The sequence below is a fragment of the Tardiphaga sp. 839_C3_N1_4 genome, from assembly GCF_051811045.1.
Lineage (GTDB): Bacteria > Pseudomonadota > Alphaproteobacteria > Rhizobiales > Xanthobacteraceae > Tardiphaga.
This window is the reverse complement of the sequence record NZ_JBPWQD010000001.1, coordinates 2,790,985-2,815,064: the sequence shown is the minus strand read 5'-3', so window position 1 is coordinate 2,815,064 and position 24,080 is coordinate 2,790,985. Positions and strand designations below refer to the sequence as shown.

Below are 24,080 nucleotides of genomic sequence, written 5' to 3'. Positions count from 1 at the left end.
GATTGAGGGCCGTTCAGTTCGGGCCGGTGGCGCGGCGCGCCAGCGCGGCATTGCCGGTGGAGCGCGGCGGCTCAGGCCGCGCAGGCGTGGTCGGGGCGGATCTCGCTAGGCCATTGGGGTCCGTGGGTGCCTTGGCGAGTTCCCTGGCGGGTTCTTTGATAGCGGGATTTGGCGCACCGCCATTGGCCGGCGTTTCCGGCCGGAGCGGGCGGGGCGCCGCGAACAGGAAGCCTTGCCCGAACCGGACGTCGAAGTCGAGCAGGTCGACCACGGCCCGTTCGCCCTCGATTCGCTCGGCGATCAGGTCGATTCCGAACCGGCCGAGCAGGTCGGAGAGGTCGGCGGGATGAATGTCGGAATTCGACGTCTGCTTGGGGTCGAGTAGGAGTGCTGCCGGTACCTTGATAAAGCGCACGCCGCGATCGGCGAGGTCGCGGGGCTCGATCCGCAAATCCGTGACGTGATCGATGGAGAAGCGGTAGCCGCGCTGGGCGAGGGCGGCGAGATGCTCGCTCTCGATCGGGCCGAGATTGCGGAACACGTTCTGCTTGAATTCCAGCACGAAAGACGGCGCCAGCGCGCGATTGGCTTCGAGAAAGTCGATGCATTGCGCGAAGGTCTCGGCATTCGACAGGGTCGCGCCAGCCATGTTGCAGAACACGCCGACATCCTTGTTGCGCACCATCAGGCGGCGCAGCACCTGCATGCAGCGCAGCAGCACGATGTGGTCGATCTGGCCCATCAGGCCCGCGGCTTCTGCGGGGCCGATGAACTCGTCGGCGGTGATCACCTGATCCTTGTCGTCGCGCAGCCGCGTCATCGCCTCGTAGAAGCGCACCTTGCGCTGCGGCAGCGTGACCATCGGCTGCAGATAGATGTCGATACGATTGTCGGAGATGGCATCCTTCACCATGGCGGTGAATTGCGCATTGTCGCGCGCCGGCTTTGCCTCCGGCCGGACGACGATCGCAGGAGCCGTCGGTGTCACGGTGTCTTCGGCGACCTCGACGGCGAGCGGCACATCGGCAGCGGTCACGGCTTTGACCGGTGGCGATGGCGGGGCGATCGCCGCCGAAACAGTCGCCGGCGCGGCGGGCATCGCCGTCAGCATGTCCTCATGGGTGGCGACCGATGTAGCGAGTTGCTTCACCAGCGCGCCCAATTCGCCGATCTCACCGGCGACGGTCTGGATACGGTCCTGATTGGCTGTGCCGGCGGATGCGATCTTGCTCTCGACCACGGCGAGGCGGCGGCCGAATTCGGCGACCTGCCGGGCAAGATCGGCGGTGCCGCGCGACAGATCGGTGATCTGGCCGGTGGATTCGGTGCGGTCTTTGATGCGCATCGACACGGCGTTGTAGAGGATCATCACGGTCAGCGCGGTCAGTGCGACGATGGCAGATTCGTAGCCGCTGATGCCGGCGATCGCATACAGCACCAGGCCAAGCGAAGCTGAGACCAGCACCATGCAAATGCCGACAAAAATCGTGGAGATGCGGATCATAACGCGCGCAACATCCTCAAATCCAAACTCCTGAACGGCGCGGCGGAGGCACGGCCGCGAGCGCTCCCGCGCTAAGTGTACGGGGAAGCTTAGCATTATTGTTGATTCGGAAAGCAGGGCTGGGAGAACTTGCCCACCGGTGCTTTTGCACCTCAGATGCTGGCGCGGCCCAGCGTATCGGCCATGGCAGCGCCGCGTGCGCCCATCGGTCGTCCCGGTCCGACGGTGGTATCCACGGCGGTCTGGTGCTCGATCTCGGAATTCAGTTCGGCCCCGCACAGAACGATGATGGCGGACATCCACATCCACATCATCAGGCCGATGGCGGCACCGAGCGAGCCGTAAGTGACGCTGTAATTGCCGAAATTCGACAGATACCAGGACAGCAGCGCCGAGCCGGCAAGCCAGAGCAGGGCCGCAGCGAGTGTGCCGATACTGAGCCATTCCCAGCGCGCGCCGGGGCGGCTTGGGCCGAACCGGTAGAGGATGCCGAGCGCCAGCACGACAATGAGCAGCAGGAGAGGCCAGCGAGCGAGGCTGATGATCGTCTTGCTGTCGGTTGCGAGACCGATCCGGTCCAGCGTCAGCGGCAACGCAACGACGGCGCTGACCATGAGAAGGAGCGCGGTGATGGCACCGGTGGTGAAGGCGAGCGAGAGCATATTGAGCTTGATGAAGCTGCGCTTCTCGCGCTCGCCGTAGACGACATTGAGCGCATCTATCACGGCCTTTACACCGGCATTCGCGCTCCACAGCGCCAGCGCAAGGCCGAACAGGAAGGTAAGGCCGAGTTTGGCCGGGCCATTGGCGAGCACGCGCGCGATCTGATCCTGCACGATCTGGAACGAACCGTCCGGCAGCATCAGCGCCAGCGTCTGCAGGTTGTCCGAAATCGTGGAAGCATCGGCGAACAGCCCGTAGCAGGAAACCAGCGCAGTGATCGCCGGAAACACGGCGAGCAGGCCGAAGAACACGACGCCGGCCGCGATAGCGAGCAACCGGTCATCATTGATCTGCTCATAGGTCCGCCACAGCACGTCCTTCCAGCCCGTCCATGGAATCTGCAGCGGACTGGCCGAATGGCGGCCGCGGCCGGACTGGGCGAGTTCGCGGGTGAATGTCGCCGGTGGCGGGATGTCGTTGTCGCCGATCGGGTGCGGCTCATCGACAACGGACCTCTCTGCGGTGCGCGCCGAGAAAAAGCTCTGCAACGCAAGCACGGCAAATGTTGTCGCTGCGACAAGCAGCAGGCTGTCCGTGTCGGATCGGCGGACGGCCATCAAGCGTTCGCTTTGCTCGCGGGTCTGCGGGTAGGGGCTGGTTGCGCAAGGTTGCGGCGCCGGGCGAAAGCCCAGCCGGCAAGCGTCGCGGCGAGCACCAGTCCAGCTTTCACCGGGCCGCTGCTCTGCGAGGACTGGACAGGGCGTATGCTCGGCCTGAATTCATTGGGTGCGGCTGCACGATGGGGTGCTGCCGAGATCGTCTGCTCATGCTGGCTGGGGCTCGCATTGATCGCGACACGCAAGCGGCTCCCTAAGCTTGGAAACTGCTTCGCCGGACGTTTCAGCCGGCTCGCCGCAAGGACGGCGAAGAGGACAGCGAGCACCAGCAGTAGTCCGCCGGTTGCGCCAAAGGCCTGAAACAGCCCGTAGCGCAGTTCGACCCAACGAAACAGCGCGGCAGCGCCGACGAGCAAGGTGGCGATCAGGAAGACGCCTGCGGCGGCATAAAGTCCGGCAGCAACCGCGTAAGACACCGCGATGCCCTGGGTCTGTTCGCTGCGGTCACGGATATAGGATGATGTGGCGCGCTTGACCTGATTGAGCTTGAGCGCGAGCCCTGTTTGCAGCAGGGCGCTTGCGAGCGGTGGCATCGTGAAAGCCTCATTCTGAGTCGGCCAACGTTGTCGGCGTGTCAAATTGAACGAGGAGACAGGGTGATGGTTCCGCGGCGGCGGTAGCCGCGCCGCGGGGCAGCACGCAGGCCAAATACGCATGGCAGCCAGCGCTGCGCTTGCCGGTTCCTGCCTGCGCTGGTACCACGCCGCTATGAGCGAAAAGTCTGAAAAGCCCAAAAAACCCCAGAAACTGCGCGCGCGTCTGCCGCGTGGCCTTGGCGACCGCGGACCGGCAGATATCGCCGCGACCCGGCGCATGACCGACACCATCCGCGAGGTCTATGAGCGCTACGGCTTCGAGTCGGTCGAGACCCCGACCATGGAATTCACCGATGCGCTCGGCAAGTTCCTGCCCGATCAGGACCGGCCCAATGAAGGCGTGTTCTCGTTTCAGGACGATGATGAGCAGTGGATCTCGCTGCGCTACGACCTGACCGCGCCATTGGCGCGCTACGTCGCTGAACATTGGGACGCGCTGCCGAAGCCGTATCGCAGCTACCGTGCAGGTTACGTCTATCGCAACGAGAAGCCGGGTCCGGGCCGCTTCCGCCAGTTCATGCAGTTCGATGCCGACACCGTCGGTTCCGGCTCGCCGGCAGCCGATGCCGAGATGTGCATGATGGCGGCGGATGCGATGGAAGCGCTCGGCATTCCGCGCGGCAGCTATGTGGTGCGCGTCAACAATCGCAAGGTGCTCGACGGGGTGATGGAGAGCATCGGCCTCGGCGGTGACGACAATGCCGGGCGACGGCTCACCGTGCTCCGTGCCATCGACAAGATGGACAAGTTTCCGGTCGACGAGATCAGGAAGCTGCTTGGTTCCGGACGCTGGGATGGTGGCGAGGAGGGCAAGGGCGACTTCACCAAGGGCGCCGGGCTTGCCGCGGAAGATTCCGAAACCGTGTTGCGTAGCCTCGACGCGGCGAGCGAGCCGACTGCGAAGCTCGATAGCTCCGATGCGTACAAGCAGGGACGCACCGAGCTTGCCGAGATCGAAAAGCTGATCACTGCGGCGGGCTATCAAGCCGATCGTATCAAGATCGATCCGTCTGTCGTGCGCGGCCTCGAATACTATACCGGCCCCGTTTACGAAGTTGAACTCACGCTCGAAACCAAAGACGAAAAGGGCCGTCCCGTTCGCTTCGGCTCCGTCGGTGGCGGTGGTCGTTACGATGGTCTCGTCTCGCGCTTCCGCGGCGAGCCGGTGCCCGCAACCGGCTTCTCGATCGGCGTCTCGCGACTGCAGGCGGCGCTGACGCTGCTCGGCAAGATCGACACCACGCCGGATTTCGGCCCGGTCGTCGTCACCGTGTTCGATCGCGACCGTGTCGCCGATTATCAGAAGATGGTTGCGAGCCTGCGCAATGCCGGCATCCGCGCCGAACTCTATCTCGGCAATCCCAAGAACATGGGCAACCAGCTGAAATATGCCGACCGGCGCAATTCACCGTGTGTGATCATTCAAGGCTCCGACGAAAAGGCGACCGGCGAAGTGATGCTGAAGGATCTGATCCTCGGTGCCGGACTGTCGGATCTGGAAGGCGATCGTGACGCCTATCTGCAGAAGCAGGCAGAAGCGCAGACCAAAATCGCGGAAAACGATCTCGTCAGCGCGGTCCGCAAGATTCTCGACAAGCACGGCGTGAAGTGGAGCTCATAACCATCCGTTGATCGTCATGCCCGGGCTTGTCCCGGGCATCCACGTCTTGTTTGATACGGTCGATTGAGAAAGTCGTGGATGGCCGGGACAAGCCCGGCCATGACGAGAGTGAAATCATAAAAGGAGACATCAATGCCTGAGATCACGATCAACCTGGCGGCAGGCCGTACCGACGAGCAGAAGAAGGGCATGATGCTCGACATCACCCAGGCGCTGGTGAAGAATCTCGGCGTCACCGCCGATGCCGTCGTCATCCAGATCAACGAAGCGCCGCTCAACAATAAGATGAAGGGTGGCCAGACCTTCGTCGAGCGCGCAGCCGCCGCGGCGAAGAAGTAAGCCTCTACTATCCAAACACTGCGATATTCTGACGGCTGGCCATGATGGGCCGGCCGTTTCGATTCCACAGCGTCATCGCCTGGCTGGAATAACCATGGGCGATCTGCTCGGCGACATTGCGGATCAGCCACCAGCCGTCGTCGGTGGTGATCTCGTCGGTGAGCATGTCGATCGACCAGGTCATCGTGCTGATCGGCGAGGGCGTTGTGGATCGGACGGAAGCTGCCGGTGGCGGCGCGTCGGCTAAGGCCAGTAACGCCACCAGCGACGGCTGGATGCCGGGCTCGCGGTGGCGCAGCCACAGCATCATCTGCGGATCCTCGCTGCCGCTGAACGGCATCGAGCCCCCCATATGCCGGCCTTCGATATGCTCCAGGAAACGTAGCGTCGGCGGCGCACGGTGAAAGAAGTCCGGGCAGTCCTCCGGTGTTTTCAGTTCTGGCGTCCCGGTAACCACATGGGCAAAAGCCGATTCACGCGCGGCGCCGAAGCAGAACATGGCGCGGGTCGCGAGGCCTGCTTCGCCGACAAGATCGACACTGGCGAACAAGGTCGATTTGCCCTTGCGCAGAACGCTGGCGCGCAACTGCAATGGACCGGGGGCCGGGCCGACGAAGGCGATCTGCGCCGAGCGAAGCGGCGGCACGGCGCCGAATTCATTGAGCGCAGCCTGCATGCACAGTGCCGCGGCCAGACCGCCATAGACGGTACGGCCCTGTAGCCAGTCGTCGCTGACATGGGTGGCCCAGCCGTCGCCGGAGCGCGTCATGGACGACATCAATGCGGTGAATTCAGTCATGGAGCTGCCCTTCGGAGTTTCCTGTCGCTGGCGTCATGCACGCCATTGGGATGATTACCATCATCTATAGCGGAGAACGCAGCGGTGGAAAACATCGGCGCAGCGGGCGCGCGGCTCTATTGCGGCCGGTGCATGCCCTTCATCTTCTCCATGTCTTTGACATTCATCTTCATGCCGCCGGGCATCATGATGTCACCGGGCTTCTGGTCCGGTTTGCAGGCGCCGAGCCATTTGGCTTCCAGCTGCGTGGTGCTGTCGCCAGTGTTGGCCTTGGCGCCGCCCGAACTCTGCGAGGTGATCTTCATCGTATAGGCAGAGTTGAAATCGCCGGTGATCTCGGCATGCGACGTGCTGGTGGTGCCACCGATATTGCAGACCGAATCCGTGACATAGCCCGTCGCGGTCTTCTTCATCTCGTTCTTCGAACACATGTCCTTCGCCATCGGCGAGAAGGTCGTGTTCATGAACTTGTCGGTGGTCTCGTCGGTGCAGTGCTGCATCGTCATGCCGGGCATCCCGGCGCTGCCCTGCATCTTCATTTCCCAGAGCCCGGCCTTGCGCGCCGGCAACTCGATGGGATCGGCGATGGCGGGTATTGCCCACAACATCGCAGTCGCGCTCAAAACGGAAATATTCAACAGTGAAACACAGCGTCGCATCATGCTTGGTTCTCCCCAAGCCGATGAGACGCTGTGTCGCGTGAAAAGGTTCAGTAGCGAACGCGGAGCGGCCGATCCGAGGCGCCATAGGGCACCCAGCGGCAGGCGAACGAGACGTAGGCGCCATATTCCTGCGGTGCGCTCAGGAATTTCACGACCTTGCCGTAACGCGCGCAATGATCGATCGCCAGGGCCCGAATGTCGGTCTGGCTGATCAGGGATGTGGAGATGATGCCGCCGGTGTCATTGCCCTTGAATGGAGGCACCCAGTCGGCCTTGGCCGCGCTGCTCATGATCGCACCGCTCAGACCTGCAGCCAAAATCGCCAACCGAATCATTCGCATCACCGTCTCCATCGTTATGGGCACCTTAGAGGGCATCGGCGACGCTGAAAAGAACGCCGTCCGGGTTCTGACAGAGTTGTGCGCTGGGTGTGGCCGCGATGCACTTGACCCTGCACGGGCTTCGCGGCACGTTCCGGGAACAATCATCAGACGGCGGATTCCCCATGCGCGACCTCATTTCATCCTGGAAGAAAGCCGTCCTGGCTGCCGTTACCGGCGCCGTTCTCGGGCTTATGACCCTGGCTCCGGGCGCACAGGCTGCGAACCTGCTCGAGCTGAACTTCTGGCTGTCCGGGCCGAACTACGAGGGCCGTCTGGCGGATTGCGAAGCTGGTCTCTCGACGATTTCGTCGCAGTTCCAGGACAAGGAAAGCACCTTCTGGAATTCGGCGCTGCAGATTACCGGCTTCAGCCGAGTCCACGAGACGGCCTTCCGCCCTTGGACCTCCGACAACATCCCGCGCCGCTACTGCACCGCCGACGCGATGCTGACCGATGGCAAGACGCGCCAGGTGCATTACTCGATCATCGAGGATGGCGGCTTTGCCGGCTACGGCCAGGGCGTGGAATGGTGCGTCGTCGGTCTCGACCGCGACTGGGCCTATAACCCGCGTTGCCGGGCGGCGAAGCACTAAGCTTTGTTTGCGGATCCAACCCATTTTGTTCTTGAATTGTTCTTGATGCCTGATTAGGTTTGCCCTTCTCAGGGGTGGGGCGCGTCATGTTTCAGGCATTTCGACTTGTCATTTCGCTTGGGTTTCTCGCGCTCGCGGCGCTGAGCGTCGATCCGGCCTCAGCACAGGACCGCCGGCAGAACGCGCCGGGCGAATTCGATTTTTACGTATTGTCGCTGTCGTGGTCGCCGAGTTTCTGCGAGGCGGCCCAGGAGCGCGGTGGCAACAACCGCTCGGCCCAGATGCAATGCGGCGGCCGGCCTTACTCTTTCGTGGTTCATGGCCTGTGGCCGCAATATGACCGCGGCTTCCCGAATTACTGCGAGCGTCCGGCCCCGCGGCTGGCACGCAATATCATGCAGTCGATGCTCGACCTGATGCCGGCGCCCGGCCTGATCTTCAATGAATGGGACAAGCACGGCACCTGCTCCGGCCTCGGCCAGCGCGCCTATTTCGAAGCCATCCGCAAGGCGCGCGCCGGCGTCAAAATTCCCGACGAGTTTCTCGATCTGCAGCAGGCCAAGACAATTGCGCCTGACGCAATCGAGGAAGCCTTCATCAAGGTCAATCCGGGTCTCAGCAATTCGGCCATCGCCGTGACCTGCGATCGAAACCGCCTGACCGAGGTCCGGGTCTGCATGAGCAAGGATCTCCAGTTCCGCGCCTGCGAGGAGATTGACCGCCGCGCCTGCCGCCGCGATCAGGTGGTGATGCCGCCGATGCGAGGCGGCTAGCTCAACCGGCATTCCTAGCGTACTGCTGGCGCATGAATTATCGCCACGCCTTCCACGCCGGCAACTTTGCCGATGTCATCAAGCACATCGTGCTGGTCCGCATCCTGACGCATCTGCAGGAGAAGCCGGCGCCGTTCCGCGTCATCGACAGTCATGCCGGCGCCGGGCTCTATGACCTGACCGGCGACGAAGCCACGCGCTCCGGCGAATGGACCACCGGCATCGCGCGCGCCCTGCAGGCGCGGTTCAGCGAAGCCAGTGCGCCGCTGGTCGCGCCCTATCTCGACATCGTCCGGTCATTCAATGCGCCGCACGAACTCAAAGCCTATCCCGGCTCGCCGCTGATCGCGCGCGCCTTGATGCGGCCGCAGGACAGCATGGTGTGCTGCGAGGTCGAGCCGCAAGCGCGCAAGAAGCTAATCTCAGCGCTGCGGAGGGACGAGCAGGCGCGCGTGGTCGATATCGATGGCTGGATCGGTCTGCCGGCCTATGTGCCGCCGAAAGAACGACGCGGCGTGGTGCTGATCGATCCGCCCTATGAAGACAAGAACGAGTTCGCGCGGATGGCTGCAGTGTTCGAGCAGGTCTATGCCAAATGGGCGACCGGCATTTACATGCTGTGGTATCCCGCCAAAAGCCGCCGCGCCACCGATGAGCTGGCGCAGCACGTTGCCGCGACGGCCGCTGCATCCGCCACGCCTGGTAGATGTCTGCGCCTCGAATTCAGCGTTGCACCGCAAACGGCGGATGGTCCGCTGACCTCGACGGGACTTTTGATCGTCAATCCGCCGTGGAAGCTTGCTACCGAGCTCAAGGAAATCCTGCCGCAGCTCGAGAAGCCGCTTGGCCTTGGCGGCGCCGGACGCTTCCGGCTCGAGACGGCCAAACCCTGACGTCGCACAGCCTGCGCTGAACTACGCAAACTCCAACTATCAAACGGCGCCGCCAAAAACGGTAGTCAATCCCGGCGGAACCGTATTAAGCTGCTGTCATTGTGACTGGCTTTACGTTCCGCTTCCGCGAATGGTTGCGGCGGAGTGACGTGGCCCAAATCGATATTGAAACAAGGCCTAGCTTCCGTGGAGTGAATGTCCGGTCGGTCGCAGCGCGAAAGCGCCGCGGCGGAGCATTGCGGGGAGGGACCCGATGGGCATGAGCGGTACGGTCAAGTTTTTCAATGGCGAGCGTGGCTACGGCTTCATCAAGCCGGACGATGGCGGACGGGACGTGTTTGTGCACATTACCGCAGTCGAGCGCGCCGGCTTGAAGGACCTGATCGAAGGACAGCGGATCACCTTCGAGGTCGAGCCCGACAAAAAGGGCAAGGGCCCCAAAGCGGTCAATCTGGTCATCACGGGATAGCGGCGGATCCAGCTTGGGAGTGGGCCATAAAAAAATCCCGGCCGCAGCGCGGCCGGGAGTGGATGGCGATGGTTTCTTGTACTTGGAGTCGAAGTACTTGAAGCAGTGGTCCGGACGCGAGGCGTCCGGAGCCGGACTTAGAAGTGATAGTTCACGCCGATGCGCACAGTGCCGAAGCTGAGCGCGCTGTCGGTACCGGTGAGCGTGTAGGTGTTCTTGGACAGATCGACATAGAGATATTCGATCTTGGCAGTCCAGTTCTGGTAGATGCCGACTTCGGCGCCGACACCCGCGGTCCAGCCGACCGAGGTCTGGGACTGTTGCAGGCCGTTCAGCTCGGCTTCCAGGCTGCCGAAGGAGAGACCGGCGGTGCCATAGAGCAATACGTTGTTGAAGGCGTAGCCGATGCGGCCGCGCGCGGTGCCGAACCAGGGGTTCGAGAACTTGTAGGTGGCGAAGCGGTCATCGGCGCCGGTGCCCTGCAGATCGCCTTCGAGACCGAACACGATGTTGCCGCTCTGCCAGTTGTAACCGCCGGTCACGCCGCCGGCGATGCCCGAGGGCTTCGCACCGGTGTTGGAGACGCTGCCCCATTCGTAACCAAGAGTGGCGCCGAGATACGGGCCGGCCCAGCTATAGGCGTTGAGCGGCTGGGCAACGGTATAGGGGGCGCGCGACCGGTAAGGCATGTCCGCCGCATGTGCTGTTGTCGCACCTGCAGCCACGAGGGCGACTGCCGCGAACGCAAACTTACTCATCTCAACTCTCCAAAATACGCGTTACTGCCGGCCCAGGGAGTGCGCTCGGGATCTGCCGAACGAAGCCTTAGGGTTACGGAATTCCATCATTTATCGAGACGATTTATCGAGAGTTTTAGATTAAGCGGTCCTTAACGGCCCTCGGCGCCGCCGTATTGGCGTTAAAAGAGTCTTACTTTTGACAGTCCGCGAATTTCCCGGGCGGACAGCCAAAATCCTGTGGCTTGCTGCGAGCACCCGGGAAACCGGTTGTTGCACGGGCATTTGGGTCGGTCGGATGCTGGCGATGACCCGCCGCAGCGCCTAAATTGGGCTCATGATTCAAGACCCCACCGAGCCGCTGCACGAGACATCATCCGAGCCCGCGGCAGAGCCAGGTTCCGACAGCCCTAGTTCCGGACAGGGCATCCACTCGACCCTGCAGGCGCCACCCGACCTCGAACCGGAACCCGCGGCGGCCGACGACGAGGAAGACGGCGCGCTCCCGGATGCTGGCGATGACGATTTCGGCGACGTGGTCGCCGAAGGCCCGTTGGCGATCGGCCGCGCAGCCATCGAACATGCCGTGCGCCATGCACCTACATCGCCGGGCGTCTACCGGATGCTGAATGCGGCCAACGACGTGCTGTATGTCGGCAAGGCCAAGAACGTGAAGAAGCGGCTGTCGTCCTATGCAAGGCCAACCGGGCAGGTGATGCGCATCGCACGCATGATCGCGGCGACCGTGGTGGTTGAGATCATCTCGACGGCGACCGAGACCGAGGCGCTGCTACTCGAAGCGAATCTCATCAAGCAACTGCGGCCGCGCTTCAACGTGCAGCTCCGCGACGACAAGTCCTTTCCGTATATTCTGATCTCGGGCGATCACTGGGCACCCCAGATTCTGAAGCATCGTGGCGCGCAGTCGCGGCCCGGCCGCTATTTCGGTCCATTCGCGTCGGTGGGCGCTGTCAACCGCACCATCACGGCACTGCAGCGCGCGTTCCTGGTGCGGTCGTGCACTGATTCCTTTTTCGAGAGCCGTACGCGCCCGTGTCTGCTGTATCAAATCCGCCGCTGCTCGGGTCCTTGCACCGGCGAGATCGATTTTCCCGGCTATACCGAACTGGTGCGTGAAGCGAAGGACTTCCTGTCCGGCCGCAGCCGCGCGGTGAAGCAGCTATTGGCCGGCGAAATGGAGAAGGCGTCGGACGAACTCGCCTTCGAGCGCGCCGCGCTGTATCGCGACCGTCTTGCGGCATTGTCTGCGATCCAGTCGCAGCAGGGCATCAATCCGCGCACCGTGGAGGAGGCCGACGTCTTCGCCATCCATCAGGAGGGCGGCTATTCCTGTGTCGAGGTGTTCTTCTTCCGCACCGGCCAGAACTGGGGCAATCGCGCCTATTTCCCCAAGGCCGAAAAATCGTACACGCCGGAGGAAGTGCTCGGCTCGTTCCTGGCGCAGTTCTACGAGGACAAGCCGCCGCCGAAGATGGTGCTGCTGTCGCATGCCATCGAGGAAAGCGAGCTGCTGGCCAGCGCGCTCGGTGTCAAGGCAGGTTTCAAGGTCGAGGTGCTGACACCGCAGCGCGGCGAAAAAAAAGAGCTGGTCGTCCACGCGCTGACCAATGCCCGCGAGGCGCTCGGCCGCAAGCTCGCCGACACGGCGACGCAGACGCGTCTGCTGGAAGGCATGTCGAAGATGGCGGGCATGGCCACCGTGCCGAAGCGCATCGAGGTCTATGACAACAGCCACATCCAGGGCACCAACGCGGTCGGTGCCATGATCGTGGCGGGGCCGGATGGCTTCATCAAGAATCAGTACCGCAAGTTCAACATCAAGTCGGAAGGGCTCACACCCGGTGACGACTACGGGATGATGAAGGAGGTGCTGCAGCGCCGTTTCAAGCGGCTGCTGGCGCCGCCGGCTGAAGGGGAAGCGGCGAAGCCGAAGGACGATGACGTGCCGCTCTGGCCCGATCTGGTCATCATCGATGGCGGCCGCGGCCAGCTCAATGCGGTCAAGGAAATCTTCGACGAGCTGAAACTGACCGATGTGACCCTGATGGCGGTGGCCAAGGGGCGGGATCGCGACGCCGGCCGCGAGACGATGTTCATTCCTGGCCGCGAGGCTATCAAATTGGAGCCCCGGGACCCCGTTCTGTATTTTATCCAGCGGCTGCGCGACGAGGCGCATCGGTTCGTCATCGGATCGCACCGCACACTGCGCAAGAAGGACATCCGCGAGGCCGGATTGCAGGAAATCCCGGGGATCGGCCCAACCCGCAAGCGGGCACTCCTGCACCATTTCGGAACGCTGAAAGAGATCGAGCGGGCCTCGGTGGGCGACCTTGGCAAGGTTCCCGGCATCTCGGCCGAGAGCGCCCGCAAGATTTTCGACTTTTTCCACCCCCAGCCCGGGGCCCGATGACCGCGAAGATGAACGAGACGTAATCTGGCTGTCGCATGCCTTGGGGCAGTTTTGCGGTAAACTGAGCCGCCCCGCTTCGCTGGCGGTTGACCTCCGCGCTCTGGCAGTATTGGTAAGACGGATGACAGAGACCACGAGACGGGCCGCGAATTCCGCGATGTCCCTGCCAAATATCCTGACCATGACCCGCATTGCCGCCATTCCGGTGGTGGTCGGCTGCATCTATTCGCAATCGATCATGGATGGCCCGCTATGGCTGCGCTGGGTTGCGCTGGCCGTCTTCATCGGCGCCGCGGTCACGGATTTTCTCGATGGCTATTACGCCCGGATCTGGAATCAGCAGTCGGCCTTTGGCCGGATGCTCGATCCGATCGCCGACAAGCTGCTGGTCGCCTCCTGCCTGCTGATGCTGGCGGCCGATGGTATCATCCATGGCTGGACCCTGTGGGCTGCCATCGTGATCCTGTGCCGCGAAATTCTGGTCTCGGGCCTGCGCGAATATCTCGCCGCGCTCCGTGTCAGTGTCCCGGTCACCAAGGTGGCGAAGTGGAAGACGACGGCCCAGCTGATCGCGATCGGCTTCCTGCTGGCCGGCGAGGCCGGCGATCAGGTGATCCCGATCACCACGCAGCTCGGCCTGCTGCTGTTGTGGATTTCGGCGCTCGTCACCATCTACACAGGCTACGACTATTTCCGTTCCGGCATTCATCACCTCATCGCGGAGGATGCATGAAGGTTGTCTACTTCGCCTGGGTGCGCGAACGCATCGGCAAGGCCGAAGAGACGGTCGAGCCGCCAGCAGCCGTGCGCACTGTCGGCGATCTGATCGGATGGCTGAGCACGCGCGGCGACGAATATGCCTATGCATTCGAGACGCCGAAGGTGATCCGCGTCGCCATCGACCACACCCATGTGCGGCCCGACACCGTCATCGCTGGCGCCCGCGAGATTGCATTCTTCCCGCCGATGACCGGCGGCTGATTTACCAACGACTGCGTTGATCTCATGACCTCCAACGTGACCATCCGCATTCAGGATGCCGATTTCGACGTCTCCAGCGAGATCGCCGCGCTGACGGCTAGCCGGACCGATATCGGCGCGGTGGTCACATTCAGCGGCATCTGCCGCGGCCAAGAAAACTTAAGTGGCAGCGGCGACGCAACCACGGCGCTGACGTTGGAGCATTATCCCGGCATGGCCGAGGCGGAGATCGCGCGCCATGCCGACGAGGCGATGAGCCGCTGGCCGCTGACCGGATTGACGATCGTTCACCGCGTCGGCCGCATCCTGCCCGGCGAGAATATCATGGTGGTGCTGACCGCGTCGGCGCACCGCCAGGCGGCGTTTCAGGCCGCCGAGTTTCTGATGGATTACCTCAAGGCGCATGCTCCGTTCTGGAAGCGCGAGGAAACCGCCGGTGGCAGCAGCTGGATTGCTGCGAAGACCGACGATGACGACGCCGCGGCGCGCTGGGATAAAAACTGATGGCAAAGAAGACTGTGAAGACAATCGCGAAGAAGGCGGTCAGGAAATCTGCGCGCAAGGCTTCTGCAAAGGCAAAGACCTCCGTGAAGAAGATCGCAACGGCGACCCTCCCGAAGGTGGCGCCGGGCGAGCTGGCGACATTGCTCGACTATGTGCGCTACGCCACCAGCCGTTTCATCGAGGCCCGGCTCTCTTTTGCGCATGGCACCACCGATCCCGTGGCCGAAGCCGCCTTCATCGTCTGCGAAGTCCTGCATCTGCATCCCGACCAGTTCGAGAATTTCGCCATGGCGCGGGTAACTGCGGCCGAAGGCAAGCAGATCCTCGACATCATTCATCGCCGCGTGACGACGCGCAAACCGGCGGCCTATCTGCTCAACAAGATCTATATGCGCGGCCTGCCGTTCTATGTGGACGAGCGCACTATCGTGCCGCGTTCCTTTATCGGCGAATTGCTGGATTCGCATTTCAGTGGTGACGACGGCGAAGGCGGATCGCTGATCGACGATCCCATGGAGATCGAAAGCGTGCTGGATCTTTGCACAGGTTCTGGCTGTATCGCGATCCTAGCCAGCCAGTCGTTCCCTAATGCGCAGGTCGACGCCGTCGATCTGTCGCCCGCAGCGCTCGCCGTCGCCATGCGCAACGTCATCGATTACGGTCTCGACGAGCGACTGACGCTTTACAAGGGCGATCTGTTCGAACCGCTCGGCGATACCCGCTACGATCTCATCATCACCAATCCGCCTTATGTCGATGCACAGGGCATGGCGGATTTGCCGGATGAATGCCTGGCCGAACCCGCGATGGCATTCGATGGCGGCGATGATGGGCTCGATATCGTCAGGAAGATCATTGAACAGGCTGGCGATCACCTGAACCCGCATGGCGGTTTGTTGTGTGAAATCGGTCGCGGCCGCGCCAATGTCGATGAAGCCTTTCCCGATCTGCCGTTGATCTGGCTGGACACTGAAGACTCCGAAGGCGAGGTGTTCTGGGTGTCCGCTGCTGCGCTGCAAGGTCGCGGCGTCGGCTAGTTCGGCATCTGGCCAAATACGCCCGTAGCGTTTATCACGGCACCTTCACGCGCATTTTGATGTGTGAATGTCCGACATCGTTGTCGGACAGATTTTGACGCGAAAGCCCTTGCAGCCGCGTCACTCAAATCGAGTGAAGGATTCCATGCTGTTGGCTGTCGGTCGGAAAGCGCCAACGCGCGATCTGTGGCTCACCGAGTTGCGGGCGACGCTTGCGCTCGGCTGGCCGCTGATCCTGACCAATCTGGCACAGATCGCACTGACGACGACCGACGTAATCATTCTCGGCCGCGTGAGCGCGGAGGCTCTGGCTGCGTCGGCGCTGGGCGTGAATCTCTATTTCGCGCTTCTGATTTTCGCCATCGGTCTTGTCACGGCGACGTCGCCGATGATGGCGGAGGCGATCGGCCGTAAGCTGCATGCGGTGCGCGATGTCCGGCGGACGTTCCGGCAAGGTTTGTGGACAGCGCTCATCGTCTCGGTGCCGGCGTGGATCGTCCTCTGGCATGCCGAGGCGATCTTGTTGCTGTTCGGTCAGGAGGCGCAGGCCGCTGCCGACGCCCAGAGCTTCGTGCACATGTTGCAGTGGGGCTTCCTGCCTGCGCTGGGCTTCATCGTGCTGCGCTCATTCGTTGCCGCCGTGCAACGCCCACTCTGGGCACTGGTGGTGACGGGCGTCACCACTCTGTTCAATGCTGCTGCCAACTGGGTGCTAGTGTTCGGCCATCTCGGATTTCCGGAGATGGGTTTGCGCGGCTCCGGTCTTGCGACCACGCTGTCGAATATCTTTCTGTTCGCAGTCTTTGCGCTCGTCGTCGGATGGCATCCGAAGTTTCGGCGCTATCGTCTATTCGGCAACTGGTGGCGTGCCGACTGGCCGCGCCTTGCAAAGCTATGGCGCATCGGTCTGCCGATCGGCGCGACGCTCGCATTCGAAATCACCGTCTTCAATGCGGCGGTGTTCCTGATGGGGCAGTTTGGAACGGCCGCCATCGCGGCGCACGCGATTGCAATCCAGATCGCATCGATCTCCTTCATGGTGCCGATGGGACTGAGCCAGGCGGCAACTGTCCGCGTTGGATTGGCCAAAGGCGCCGTGGATCGCGATGGCATCACGCGAGCAGGATGGACTGCATTCGGCCTTGCGGTGGTATTCATGGCGTCGATGAGCATGTTGTTGCTGGCTGCGCCGCGTCTCCTGATTGGCGCCTTCATCGATCTGAGCAATCCCGCCAATGCCGTCGTCATCGATACGGCAATGTCGTTTCTGTTTTGTGCGGCGGTGTTCCAGATTGCGGACGGCGCGCAGTCGGTGGCTGCAGGGATGCTGCGCGGATTGCAGGATACGCGCGTGCCGATGATCTTTGCCGCATTGGGCTATTGGGGCTTCGGCATGGGTCTCAGCCTGCTGTTCGCATTCAAGCTGGGCTTCGGCGGCGTCGGCATCTGGATCGGGCTAGCAGCGGGTCTGGCGGTCGTTGCACCGGTCATGCTTTGGCGTTGGACCCGGCGCGAGCAACTCGGGCTCGTGCCGGCGACTTGAGCCAAATAAAAATGCCGCAGTCTCGAAGGGCTGCGGCATTTGTTGTCTTCAGGCGCGTAGGCTTACAGAACCTTGCGGATCCAGTTATGCGGGTCGGGCGCGCGACCGTACTGAATGTCGACCAGCTGTTTGCGCAGTCCCATCGTGACGGGGCCAGCCGCGCCGCCATTGATGGTAAAATCACCGCTCGCAGAGCGCACCTGGCCGATCGGCGAGATGACCGCCGCCGTGCCGCAGGCAAAGGCCTCTTTCAGCTTGCCGCTGGCAGCATCGGCACGCCACTGGTCGAGCGTGTAAGCCTCTTCACGTACCTGCGTGCCCTTATCCTTCGCCAATGCGATGATCGAATCACGCGTGATGCCTGGCAGGATCGTGCCGAGCGGCGGTGTCAGCAGCGAACCGTCCTCGAACACGAAGAAGATGTTCATGCCGCCAAGTTCTTCGATGTAGCGGCGCTCGACCGCGTCGAGGAACACGACCTGATCGCAGCCGTGATCGCTGGCTTCCGCCTGCGCGCGCAGGCTCGCGGCGTAGTTGCCACCGCATTTGACGGCGCCGGTGCCGCCGATCGCAGCGCGCGTGTAGTTCTCCGACACCCAGATCGACACCGGGGCGGGGCCGCCCTTGAAATAGGAGCCAACCGGAGAGGCGATGACAGCGAATATGTATTCCGCAGACGGCTTCACACCGAGGAAGATCTCGCTCGCGACCATGAACGGGCGCAGGTAGAGGCTGCCTTCGCCTGATGGAATCCAGGCGCGGTCGATGCGCACGAGTTGCTCGATCGCTTCGATAAACACGGGCTCGGGCAGCGGGGCCATGGCCATACGATCGGCAGAATTTCTGAAGCGCCTTGCATTGGCATCGGGGCGGAACAGATTCACGCCGCCGTCTTCACGCACATAGGCCTTGAGCCCTTCGAAAATCTCCTGCGCGTAATGCAGGACGGCCGCTGCGGGATCGAGCGGGAAATTCGCGCGGGATTCGATGCGCGCGCCATGCCAGCCGTTCTTCTGGTTGTAGCGGACCAGAGCCATGTGGTCGGTGAAAACCCGGCCGAAGCCCGGATCCCTGAGCTTTGCTGCGCGGTCCGCCTCGGACACCGCGTTCGCCGCGGGCTGAATGTCGAATTTCAGCAAAGCTGCGCCATCGATTTTATCGAACGAAACTCCCATGGACCTCACTCCTGCTTACGGCGCAGCTCCTGGGGGCGGCAGCGTCGATGTTGTTCTACGTCAAGCGGACCCACGGCAAAAGCGTTTCCGGCCCCGGTGGATGACCGAGGACAGGCTTTAGCGCCATGCCGAAGTCCGGTATGGTTCTCAGATCGGCCCTATTGGGCCGTGCGGCGAGAGTTCTAATGTTTCGTCGCGATGGTCAGTTTTGTAAGATTGAACCCAAGATATGTCAATATGGTTGACGTAAATTCCAAGGACGCGACGTCACGATCGCTTGAGACGATCCAGCGGCAATCCAGCGGCGATCCTGCGAAACCGCCCCGCTGGGACATCATCGAGCTGTTGTTCTTTGCCTATCGCGACTTTGTGGGCGATCCCGACGATGTGCTGGACCAGTTCGGTTTCGGGCGCGCCCATCACCGGGTCGTACACTTTGTGCATCGCTATCCCGGCCTGAAGGTTGCCGATCTGCTCGATGTCTTGCGTATTACGAAGCAGTCGCTGGGCCGTGTCCTCAAGCAATTGCTCGATGAAGGGTATATCGTTCAGAAATCCGGCGAGGCCGATCGCCGGCAACGGCTTCTTTTCGCCACGGCCAAGGGTGAAGCTCTCGTTGCGCAGCTCGCGGGTTTGCAGACCGATCGCATCAACCGCGCGCTCAAGGATTTTACGCCGGTCGAAGTTGAAGCGATCGGCAGGTTTCTCTCGGCCATGATCGACCGCAATGATCCCGACAAGGTGCTGCAGGTCATCTTGGGCCAGGCATCCGCCAAAACTGACGGCAGGACAAACAAGACATGATGCTAGCTCAGGCCAAACGAATGCCGGTGCCATTGGCCGACGATGCGCCGCATCTGTTGCTGGTCGATGACGACCGCCGTATCCGCGATCTCCTCTCGCGCTTTCTCTCGGGCGAAGGCTATCGCGTCACCACGGCGCCGAGCGCCAAGGAAGCGCGCGCCAAGCTGCTCGGTCTGCATTTCGATCTCCTGATCCTCGATGTGATGATGCCAGGCGAGACCGGCTTCGAGCTCGCGCGCTTCATTCGGACGTCTTCGGCCGTGCCGATCATTATGCTGACGGCACGGCACGAGGCGGAAAGCCGGATCGAGGGATTGCAGATCGGCGCCGACGACTATGTTGCTAAGCCGTTCGAGCCGCGCGAACTGGTGCTGCGCATCGCAAACATCCTGAAGCGTAGTGCGCCGGTGCCAGTCGAGCGCGCAGAGTCGCTGCAATTCGGGCCTTATGTGTATCACCTCGCGCGTGGTGAGCTACGCCAGGGTGACGAGATCATCCATCTCACCGACCGCGAGCGTGACATGCTGCGCGTGCTGGCCGCGGCGCCCGGCGAGACCGTGCCACGCGGTGAACTCACCGGCGGCGGTGGCACCGTGAACGAGCGTGCGGTGGACGTGCAGATCAATCGTCTGCGTCGCAAGATCGAGACCGATCCAGCCAATCCGCTCTTCCTGCAGGCCGTGCGTGGCATCGGCTATCGCCTCGTCGCGTCGCCATAGTTTGATGAAGTTTGCACGATGACCACGCTCGACACCGGCATCACCATCCTCCGCTCTGCGGCAGGCCGCGTCTCTGCGGCGCACAGTCTGATGGGCCGGCGCTTCAAGAGTGTGATGCCCACGGGCCTCTATGCCCGCACGCTGCTGATCATGATCGTACCGATGGTGCTGCTGCAGTCGGTGGTCGCCTTTGTCTTCATGGAGCGGCACTGGAACACGGTGACGCGCCGCCTGTCGCAGGCCGTGGTGCAGGACATCGCAACGCTGATCGATGTCTACAAGGTCTATCCGCAGGATAAGGACCGCACGCAGATCAAAGCCATCGCTCAGCAGCGCCTTGGCCTCGTGGTGGATTTCCTGCCACTCGGCGACATGCCGCCGCCCGGTCCGAAGCCGTTCTTCTCGTTGCTCGATCAGGCGCTGTCTGTCCAGATCGGTCGACAGATCACGCGGCCGTTCTGGATCGACACCGTGGGCCGCTCCAATCTCGTGGAAATCCGCATCCAGCTCGATGATGCCGTGATGCGCATCTTCGCCCAGCGTAGTGCTGCTTACGCATCGAATTCGGAAATCTTCCTGTTCTGGATGGTGGGGACGTCCTCGATCCTGCTGATCGTCGCGATCCTGTTCCTGCGTAACCAGATCCGCCCGATCCTCAAACTCGCTGACGCCGCCGAGAGTTTCGGCAAGGGCCGCGAGGCGCCGAATTTCCGGCCGCGTGGTGCACGCGAGGTCCGTCGTGCCGCCAATGCCTTTATCGAGATGAAGGCGCGTATCGAACGCGCGATGGAGCAGCGCACGGCGATGCTGGCCGGCGTCTCGCACGATCTGCGCACCATCCTGACGCGCTTCAAGCTTGAGCTTGCGTTGATCGAGGACGGTCCGGAAGTCGATGGCATGCGCAAGGATATCGATGAGATGTCCGGCATGCTCGAGGCCTATCTCGCCTTTGCGCGCGGCGACAGCGGCGAGCAGGCGCAGCCGACAGACATGGCGGCGGCGCTGGAAGAATTGCGCAGCGATGCCGAGCGCAACGGCCACAAGGCGACGGTCACGTTCCACGGCCTGCCGATCGTCACGGTGAAGCCTGCGGCCTTCAAACGCTGCCTCGGCAATCTCGTCTCGAACGCGGCGCGCCATGCCAATGACATCGCCATCACCGGCCATCGCGATCATCGCTATCTCACGGTGACTGTGGATGATGACGGCCCCGGCATCCCCGCCGACATGCGAGAGGAAGTGTTCAAGCCGTTCCTGCGGCTCGATGATGCCCGCAATCAGGACGAAGGCGGTACAGGTCTTGGCCTCGCCATCGCCCGCGATATCGCGCGCTCCCATGGTGGCGACATCACGCTGGCCGAGAGTCCGATGGGCGGATTGAGGGCGGTGGTGCGGGTGCCGGTGTAACTACTTCGCCAGTTCCTTAGACCGCGCCGTTGCCGCGGCGATGGCGCGTGTCAGCAACGGCTCGAAGCCGTCATCGGCCATCAACACGCCGAGCGCCGCTGCAGTCGTCCCACCGGGCGAGGTGACATTCTTGCGCAGCGTCGCTGCGTCGAGATCGGACTGGCGCAGCAATTCGCCTGAGCCGGATACGGTTTCTCGTGCAAGTTTCATCGCGAGTTCAGGCGGAAGACCTGCAGCGATGCCGGCGCGGGCCATTTCTTCGGCTAGCAGAAACACATAGGCAGGCCCCGAGCCGGAGACGGCCGTCACAGCATCGATCAGGCTTTCGTCATCGACCCATTCGACCGATCCGGTGGCGCGCAAAAGCGCGTCGGTCAGGCCGCGTTGCTCCTGCGATACGTCGCTGGCGGCAACCGCCACGGTGATGCCGCGGCCGATTGCGGCCGGTGTATTCGGCATCGCGCGAACCACATTGCCGCCGCAGGCCTTGGCGATGCCGGCGATGGTGGTGCCGGCCATGATCGAGACCACGAGGGATGATCCGGCGATTGTGCGCAGCGTCGGCCCGACCTCGGCGAACATCTGCGGCTTCACGGCGATAACCAGTGCGGCGACAGCGCCGATGTCTCTCACATCCGGATTGAGGCGGACGCCTTTGGCCGCGAGTGCCTTGATCTCGTCGGAGACATACGGATCGATCACGACGGCGCGTTTGGGATCGAGCCCGCCAGCGATCCAGCCCGTCAGCATCGCGCCGCCCATCTTCCCGGCGCCGGCCAGCACGATGTGGGCGTCGATGGTGTTGAGCGCGCGTGAGGTCGTGGAGGAGGTCATCGCAAAATCCCGACTGTCAGAACGGCCGGGACCATATCATTGCGGGGCGGGCTGCACAGCCTGAACCGATCTATACGAAGCTCTTTTTTAGGAAGTAGCGCGGGCCGCCGCGCGGATAGTCCGGGATTTCGCCAAACACTTCATAGCCCTGCTTCTCATAGAAGCTCCGCGCCTGAAACCAGTAGGTATCGAGCCACAGACCGATGCAACCGCGCTCACGCGCGATCTCTTCCGCCTTGGCGAGGACCTTCGAGCCTATGCCCTGGCCGCGAAATTGTTCGGGCACGACGAACAGCTCGACGAAACACCAGTTAAACGCGGTCTTGCCCCAGATGCCGCCGATCGGCTCGCCGGTTGCGGGATCGTGGATCAGGATCGAGAGCGGCTGATAATTGTTGGGGCCAACGGCCTTGGTATTGTAGGCCAGCAACGCATTTGCGACCACCAGCCGTTCGGCCTCACCGGGCGCATCCGGCACGGTGATGACCGGCGCGTCGGTCATGCTTCGCCGGCAGTGTCGAACATCGCAGCAGACATCGCTTCGGCTGCGGTCTTGCCGGCCCATACCACGAACTGCAATGCCGGATAGTAGCGCTCGCAGGAATGGATCGCCGAGACGAGCATCGCTTCGCACTGCGCGGTCGTCGCGGTGAGGCCATCGGGCAGCACCAGCGCCTGCCGGTACATCACCATGCCTGAGTGAGTCCAGATATCGAAATGACCGACCCACATCTGTTCGTTGATCGCGGCGATCAGGCGCTGCACTTCCGCGCGGCGAGCGGGCGGAATCTTCATGTCGAAGGCGCACGCCAGATGCAGCGCCTCGATCTCGTTCATCCAGGTGAAGGAGAGTTGGTAATCGGTCCAGTCACCTTTGGAAACAATTGTGACTTCGTCTTCGCCGGAGCGCTCGAACGCCCAGTTATGATCGGCGGCAATATCCTCGACAACGGCGAGCGGATTGAGCCGTGAATCGATAGTACCTTCGAGGAGTGACATGCCGTCGCGACCTTGCTCTTGAAATGTGATGATGCAAACAGCTGGCCGGTACGCGAAAATGTCGGAGCGTCGCTGCAGGCTGCAAGTTCTATTCGTCCAGACCTTGCGAGTTTGAAGTGATGTGATTTGCTGAATCTGCGCAACGGCACCACGAATCCATCCACAGACAAACCGGCCCTCATCCACAGGTCATCTCGCCGCAATGAGAACAAATCGGAATCGGATTCTCGGATTGCGAGTCTGTGCGGTGCGCCCTCGCGCGCCGCGAGTCCGGTTGGGGTGGTAACTATTGATTCTTCCGTGCGGCCCGCAAGCTTTCCCGGCCTCGTGGGAGTCCTGTTGGACCCCAATACAGCCTGTGGACGGCCTTGCTGGGCTGGTTCGGTTTCGGCATAGTTTGGCCGTAACGAAAGTATCAGGCCATGAACGACACCACCTCCGAGGCATCCGCAGTCCAGCATCCGCGCTTCGCCAAGCCGCAGCGCGTCGCCTTCGTGCAGTCATCCTGGCATCGCGACATTGTTGCGCCCTGTTGGGAGTCGTTTCTGAGTGAGATCGAGGCGCGTCATATCAGCCCGTCCCAGGTCGATCTGTTCGAAGTGCCCGGCTCGTTCGAGATCCCGCTGCATGTCCAGGTGCTGGCCAAGACGCGGCGCTATACGGCCATCGTCGCGGCCGGCCTCGTGATCGACAGCGGCACCCGCGGCTTCGTGGCTGACACCGTCATCCGTGCGCTGATGGATGTGCAGCTACGTACCGAGATCCCGGTGTTCTCGGCCGTGACGGCGCCGGAGGATTTCCACGAGACCGAAGAGCGCGCGGCATTCTTCCGCAAGCACTTTGCGGAGAGCGGCCTCAAGGTTGCCGCCGCCTGCGCCGAGACCTTGCTCAGTCTGGAACGTCTGCGCGGTCAGGTCGCGGCTGGGATCGTGTAAAG

The 24,080-nt window shown here is 62.4% G+C and carries 27 protein-coding genes; 16 read left to right on the top strand and 11 right to left on the bottom strand.

Annotated features, from left to right (window positions below; genetic code table 11):
* Positions 1 to 13: 13 nt before the first annotated feature.
* From AB8A38_RS13515 to AB8A38_RS13505, 3 genes are all read right to left on the bottom strand, one after another.
* Complete coding sequence (locus AB8A38_RS13515; protein WP_439086298.1) at positions 14 to 1,504, bottom strand: EAL domain-containing protein; 1,491 nt, start codon at positions 1,502 to 1,504, stop codon at positions 14 to 16.
* A 152-nt stretch (positions 1,505 to 1,656) separates the two neighbouring features.
* A complete protein-coding gene (locus tag AB8A38_RS13510; protein ID WP_439086297.1) occupies positions 1,657 to 2,784 on the bottom strand; it encodes a YihY/virulence factor BrkB family protein in 1,128 nt (375 codons plus the stop codon).
* A complete protein-coding gene (locus tag AB8A38_RS13505; protein ID WP_439086296.1) occupies positions 2,784 to 3,377 on the bottom strand; it encodes a phage holin family protein in 594 nt (197 codons plus the stop codon). Before AB8A38_RS13505 ends, AB8A38_RS13510 begins: the two co-directional genes overlap by 1 nt.
* Positions 3,378 to 3,498: 121 nt before the next feature.
* On the opposite strand from AB8A38_RS13505, the gene hisS reads away from it, so the two are divergent.
* Complete coding sequence (gene hisS, locus AB8A38_RS13500) at positions 3,499 to 5,061, top strand: histidine--tRNA ligase (protein ID WP_439086295.1); 1,563 nt, start codon at positions 3,499 to 3,501, stop codon at positions 5,059 to 5,061.
* A 132-nt stretch (positions 5,062 to 5,193) separates the two neighbouring features.
* Positions 5,194 to 5,400, top strand: a complete 207-nt coding sequence (locus AB8A38_RS13495; protein WP_093759344.1) for a tautomerase family protein — start codon at positions 5,194 to 5,196, stop codon at positions 5,398 to 5,400.
* A gap of 7 nt (positions 5,401 to 5,407) precedes the next feature.
* On the opposite strand, the gene AB8A38_RS13490 is transcribed toward AB8A38_RS13495, so the two are convergent.
* The 3 genes from AB8A38_RS13490 to AB8A38_RS13480 all read right to left on the bottom strand — a co-directional run bounded on the left by AB8A38_RS13490 (position 5,408) and on the right by AB8A38_RS13480 (position 7,202).
* A complete protein-coding gene (locus AB8A38_RS13490; protein ID WP_439086294.1) occupies positions 5,408 to 6,199 on the bottom strand; it encodes a thioesterase family protein in 792 nt (263 codons plus the stop codon).
* A gap of 116 nt (positions 6,200 to 6,315) precedes the next feature.
* Positions 6,316 to 6,807, bottom strand: a complete 492-nt coding sequence (locus AB8A38_RS13485) for a DUF3617 domain-containing protein (protein ID WP_439086293.1) — start codon at positions 6,805 to 6,807, stop codon at positions 6,316 to 6,318.
* Between the two features lie 101 nt (positions 6,808 to 6,908).
* The gene (locus AB8A38_RS13480) at positions 6,909 to 7,202 is read right to left on the bottom strand and encodes a hypothetical protein (RefSeq protein WP_068731365.1); all 294 of its coding nucleotides are present in this window, start codon (positions 7,200 to 7,202) and stop codon (positions 6,909 to 6,911) included.
* A gap of 164 nt (positions 7,203 to 7,366) precedes the next feature.
* On the opposite strand from AB8A38_RS13480, the gene AB8A38_RS13475 reads away from it, so the two are divergent.
* From AB8A38_RS13475 to AB8A38_RS13460, 4 genes are all read left to right on the top strand, one after another.
* Positions 7,367 to 7,837 carry a hypothetical protein gene (locus AB8A38_RS13475; protein WP_089261833.1) on the top strand — a complete coding sequence of 157 codons (471 nt, stop codon included), beginning with the start codon at positions 7,367 to 7,369 and terminating at the stop codon, positions 7,835 to 7,837.
* Between the two features lie 86 nt (positions 7,838 to 7,923).
* The gene (locus AB8A38_RS13470) at positions 7,924 to 8,610 is read left to right on the top strand and encodes a ribonuclease T2 family protein (protein ID WP_120288589.1); all 687 of its coding nucleotides are present in this window, start codon (positions 7,924 to 7,926) and stop codon (positions 8,608 to 8,610) included.
* A gap of 32 nt (positions 8,611 to 8,642) precedes the next feature.
* Positions 8,643 to 9,503: a 23S rRNA (adenine(2030)-N(6))-methyltransferase RlmJ gene (locus AB8A38_RS13465; protein WP_439086292.1), complete on the top strand. Its 861-nt coding sequence runs from the start codon at positions 8,643 to 8,645 to the stop codon at positions 9,501 to 9,503.
* A 253-nt stretch (positions 9,504 to 9,756) separates the two neighbouring features.
* Entirely contained in the window at positions 9,757 to 9,972 is a 216-nt protein-coding gene (locus tag AB8A38_RS13460) for a cold-shock protein (RefSeq protein ID WP_068731145.1), read from the top strand.
* Positions 9,973 to 10,109: 137 nt separating this feature from the next.
* On the opposite strand, the gene AB8A38_RS13455 is transcribed toward AB8A38_RS13460, so the two are convergent.
* On the bottom strand, positions 10,110 to 10,730 hold the full coding sequence (locus AB8A38_RS13455) for an outer membrane protein (RefSeq protein WP_068731146.1): 621 nt from the start codon (positions 10,728 to 10,730) through the stop codon (positions 10,110 to 10,112).
* Between the two features lie 316 nt (positions 10,731 to 11,046).
* On the opposite strand from AB8A38_RS13455, the gene uvrC reads away from it, so the two are divergent.
* The 6 genes from uvrC to AB8A38_RS13425 all read left to right on the top strand — a co-directional run bounded on the left by uvrC (position 11,047) and on the right by AB8A38_RS13425 (position 17,205).
* The gene (gene uvrC, locus AB8A38_RS13450; RefSeq protein WP_439086291.1) at positions 11,047 to 13,140 is read left to right on the top strand and encodes an excinuclease ABC subunit UvrC; all 2,094 of its coding nucleotides are present in this window, start codon (positions 11,047 to 11,049) and stop codon (positions 13,138 to 13,140) included.
* Positions 13,141 to 13,261: 121 nt separating this feature from the next.
* Positions 13,262 to 13,873 carry a CDP-diacylglycerol--glycerol-3-phosphate 3-phosphatidyltransferase gene (pgsA, locus tag AB8A38_RS13445; protein WP_315840817.1) on the top strand — a complete coding sequence of 204 codons (612 nt, stop codon included), beginning with the start codon at positions 13,262 to 13,264 and terminating at the stop codon, positions 13,871 to 13,873.
* Positions 13,870 to 14,121, top strand: coding sequence for a molybdopterin converting factor subunit 1 (gene moaD, locus AB8A38_RS13440; RefSeq protein ID WP_315840818.1), 252 nt, complete (start codon positions 13,870 to 13,872; stop codon positions 14,119 to 14,121). The genes pgsA and moaD overlap by 4 nt, the downstream gene beginning before the upstream one ends.
* Before the next feature lie 24 nt (positions 14,122 to 14,145).
* Entirely contained in the window at positions 14,146 to 14,625 is a 480-nt protein-coding gene (locus tag AB8A38_RS13435; protein ID WP_315840819.1) for a molybdenum cofactor biosynthesis protein MoaE, read from the top strand.
* Entirely contained in the window at positions 14,625 to 15,662 is a 1,038-nt protein-coding gene (gene prmB / locus AB8A38_RS13430; protein WP_315840820.1) for a 50S ribosomal protein L3 N(5)-glutamine methyltransferase, read from the top strand. The genes AB8A38_RS13435 and prmB overlap by 1 nt, the downstream gene beginning before the upstream one ends.
* A gap of 145 nt (positions 15,663 to 15,807) precedes the next feature.
* Positions 15,808 to 17,205 (top strand): MATE family efflux transporter, encoded by a 1,398-nt coding sequence (locus AB8A38_RS13425; protein ID WP_439086290.1) that lies wholly within the window; start codon positions 15,808 to 15,810, stop codon positions 17,203 to 17,205.
* Positions 17,206 to 17,267: 62 nt separating this feature from the next.
* Here the strand turns inward: AB8A38_RS13425 and AB8A38_RS13420 are convergent, their stop codons facing one another.
* Positions 17,268 to 18,380 carry a branched-chain amino acid aminotransferase gene (locus AB8A38_RS13420; protein WP_439086289.1) on the bottom strand — a complete coding sequence of 371 codons (1,113 nt, stop codon included), beginning with the start codon at positions 18,378 to 18,380 and terminating at the stop codon, positions 17,268 to 17,270.
* A gap of 237 nt (positions 18,381 to 18,617) precedes the next feature.
* On the opposite strand from AB8A38_RS13420, the gene AB8A38_RS13415 reads away from it, so the two are divergent.
* From AB8A38_RS13415 to AB8A38_RS13405, 3 genes are read left to right on the top strand one after another with little or no spacing between them, the layout of a single operon-like run.
* On the top strand, positions 18,618 to 19,184 hold the full coding sequence (locus tag AB8A38_RS13415; RefSeq protein WP_439086288.1) for a MarR family winged helix-turn-helix transcriptional regulator: 567 nt from the start codon (positions 18,618 to 18,620) through the stop codon (positions 19,182 to 19,184).
* The gene (locus tag AB8A38_RS13410; protein ID WP_315840824.1) at positions 19,181 to 19,903 is read left to right on the top strand and encodes a response regulator transcription factor; all 723 of its coding nucleotides are present in this window, start codon (positions 19,181 to 19,183) and stop codon (positions 19,901 to 19,903) included. The genes AB8A38_RS13415 and AB8A38_RS13410 overlap by 4 nt, the downstream gene beginning before the upstream one ends.
* An 18-nt stretch (positions 19,904 to 19,921) precedes the next feature.
* Positions 19,922 to 21,310, top strand: a complete 1,389-nt coding sequence (locus tag AB8A38_RS13405) for an ATP-binding protein (protein ID WP_089261811.1) — start codon at positions 19,922 to 19,924, stop codon at positions 21,308 to 21,310.
* Here AB8A38_RS13405 and proC read toward each other — a convergent pair whose 3' ends face one another.
* From proC to AB8A38_RS13390, 3 genes are all read right to left on the bottom strand, one after another.
* A complete protein-coding gene (gene proC / locus AB8A38_RS13400; protein ID WP_315840825.1) occupies positions 21,311 to 22,144 on the bottom strand; it encodes a pyrroline-5-carboxylate reductase in 834 nt (277 codons plus the stop codon). It lies immediately after the preceding gene.
* Between the two features lie 70 nt (positions 22,145 to 22,214).
* Positions 22,215 to 22,646 carry a GNAT family N-acetyltransferase gene (locus AB8A38_RS13395; RefSeq protein ID WP_439086287.1) on the bottom strand — a complete coding sequence of 144 codons (432 nt, stop codon included), beginning with the start codon at positions 22,644 to 22,646 and terminating at the stop codon, positions 22,215 to 22,217.
* Positions 22,643 to 23,143, bottom strand: coding sequence for a YbjN domain-containing protein (locus AB8A38_RS13390; RefSeq protein ID WP_315844344.1), 501 nt, complete (start codon positions 23,141 to 23,143; stop codon positions 22,643 to 22,645). The genes AB8A38_RS13395 and AB8A38_RS13390 overlap by 4 nt, the downstream gene beginning before the upstream one ends.
* Before the next feature lie 422 nt (positions 23,144 to 23,565).
* Between AB8A38_RS13390 and AB8A38_RS13385 the strand changes: the two genes are divergently transcribed.
* Entirely contained in the window at positions 23,566 to 24,078 is a 513-nt protein-coding gene (locus AB8A38_RS13385; RefSeq protein WP_315840828.1) for a 6,7-dimethyl-8-ribityllumazine synthase, read from the top strand.
* The last annotated feature ends 2 nt before the right edge of the window (positions 24,079 to 24,080 follow it).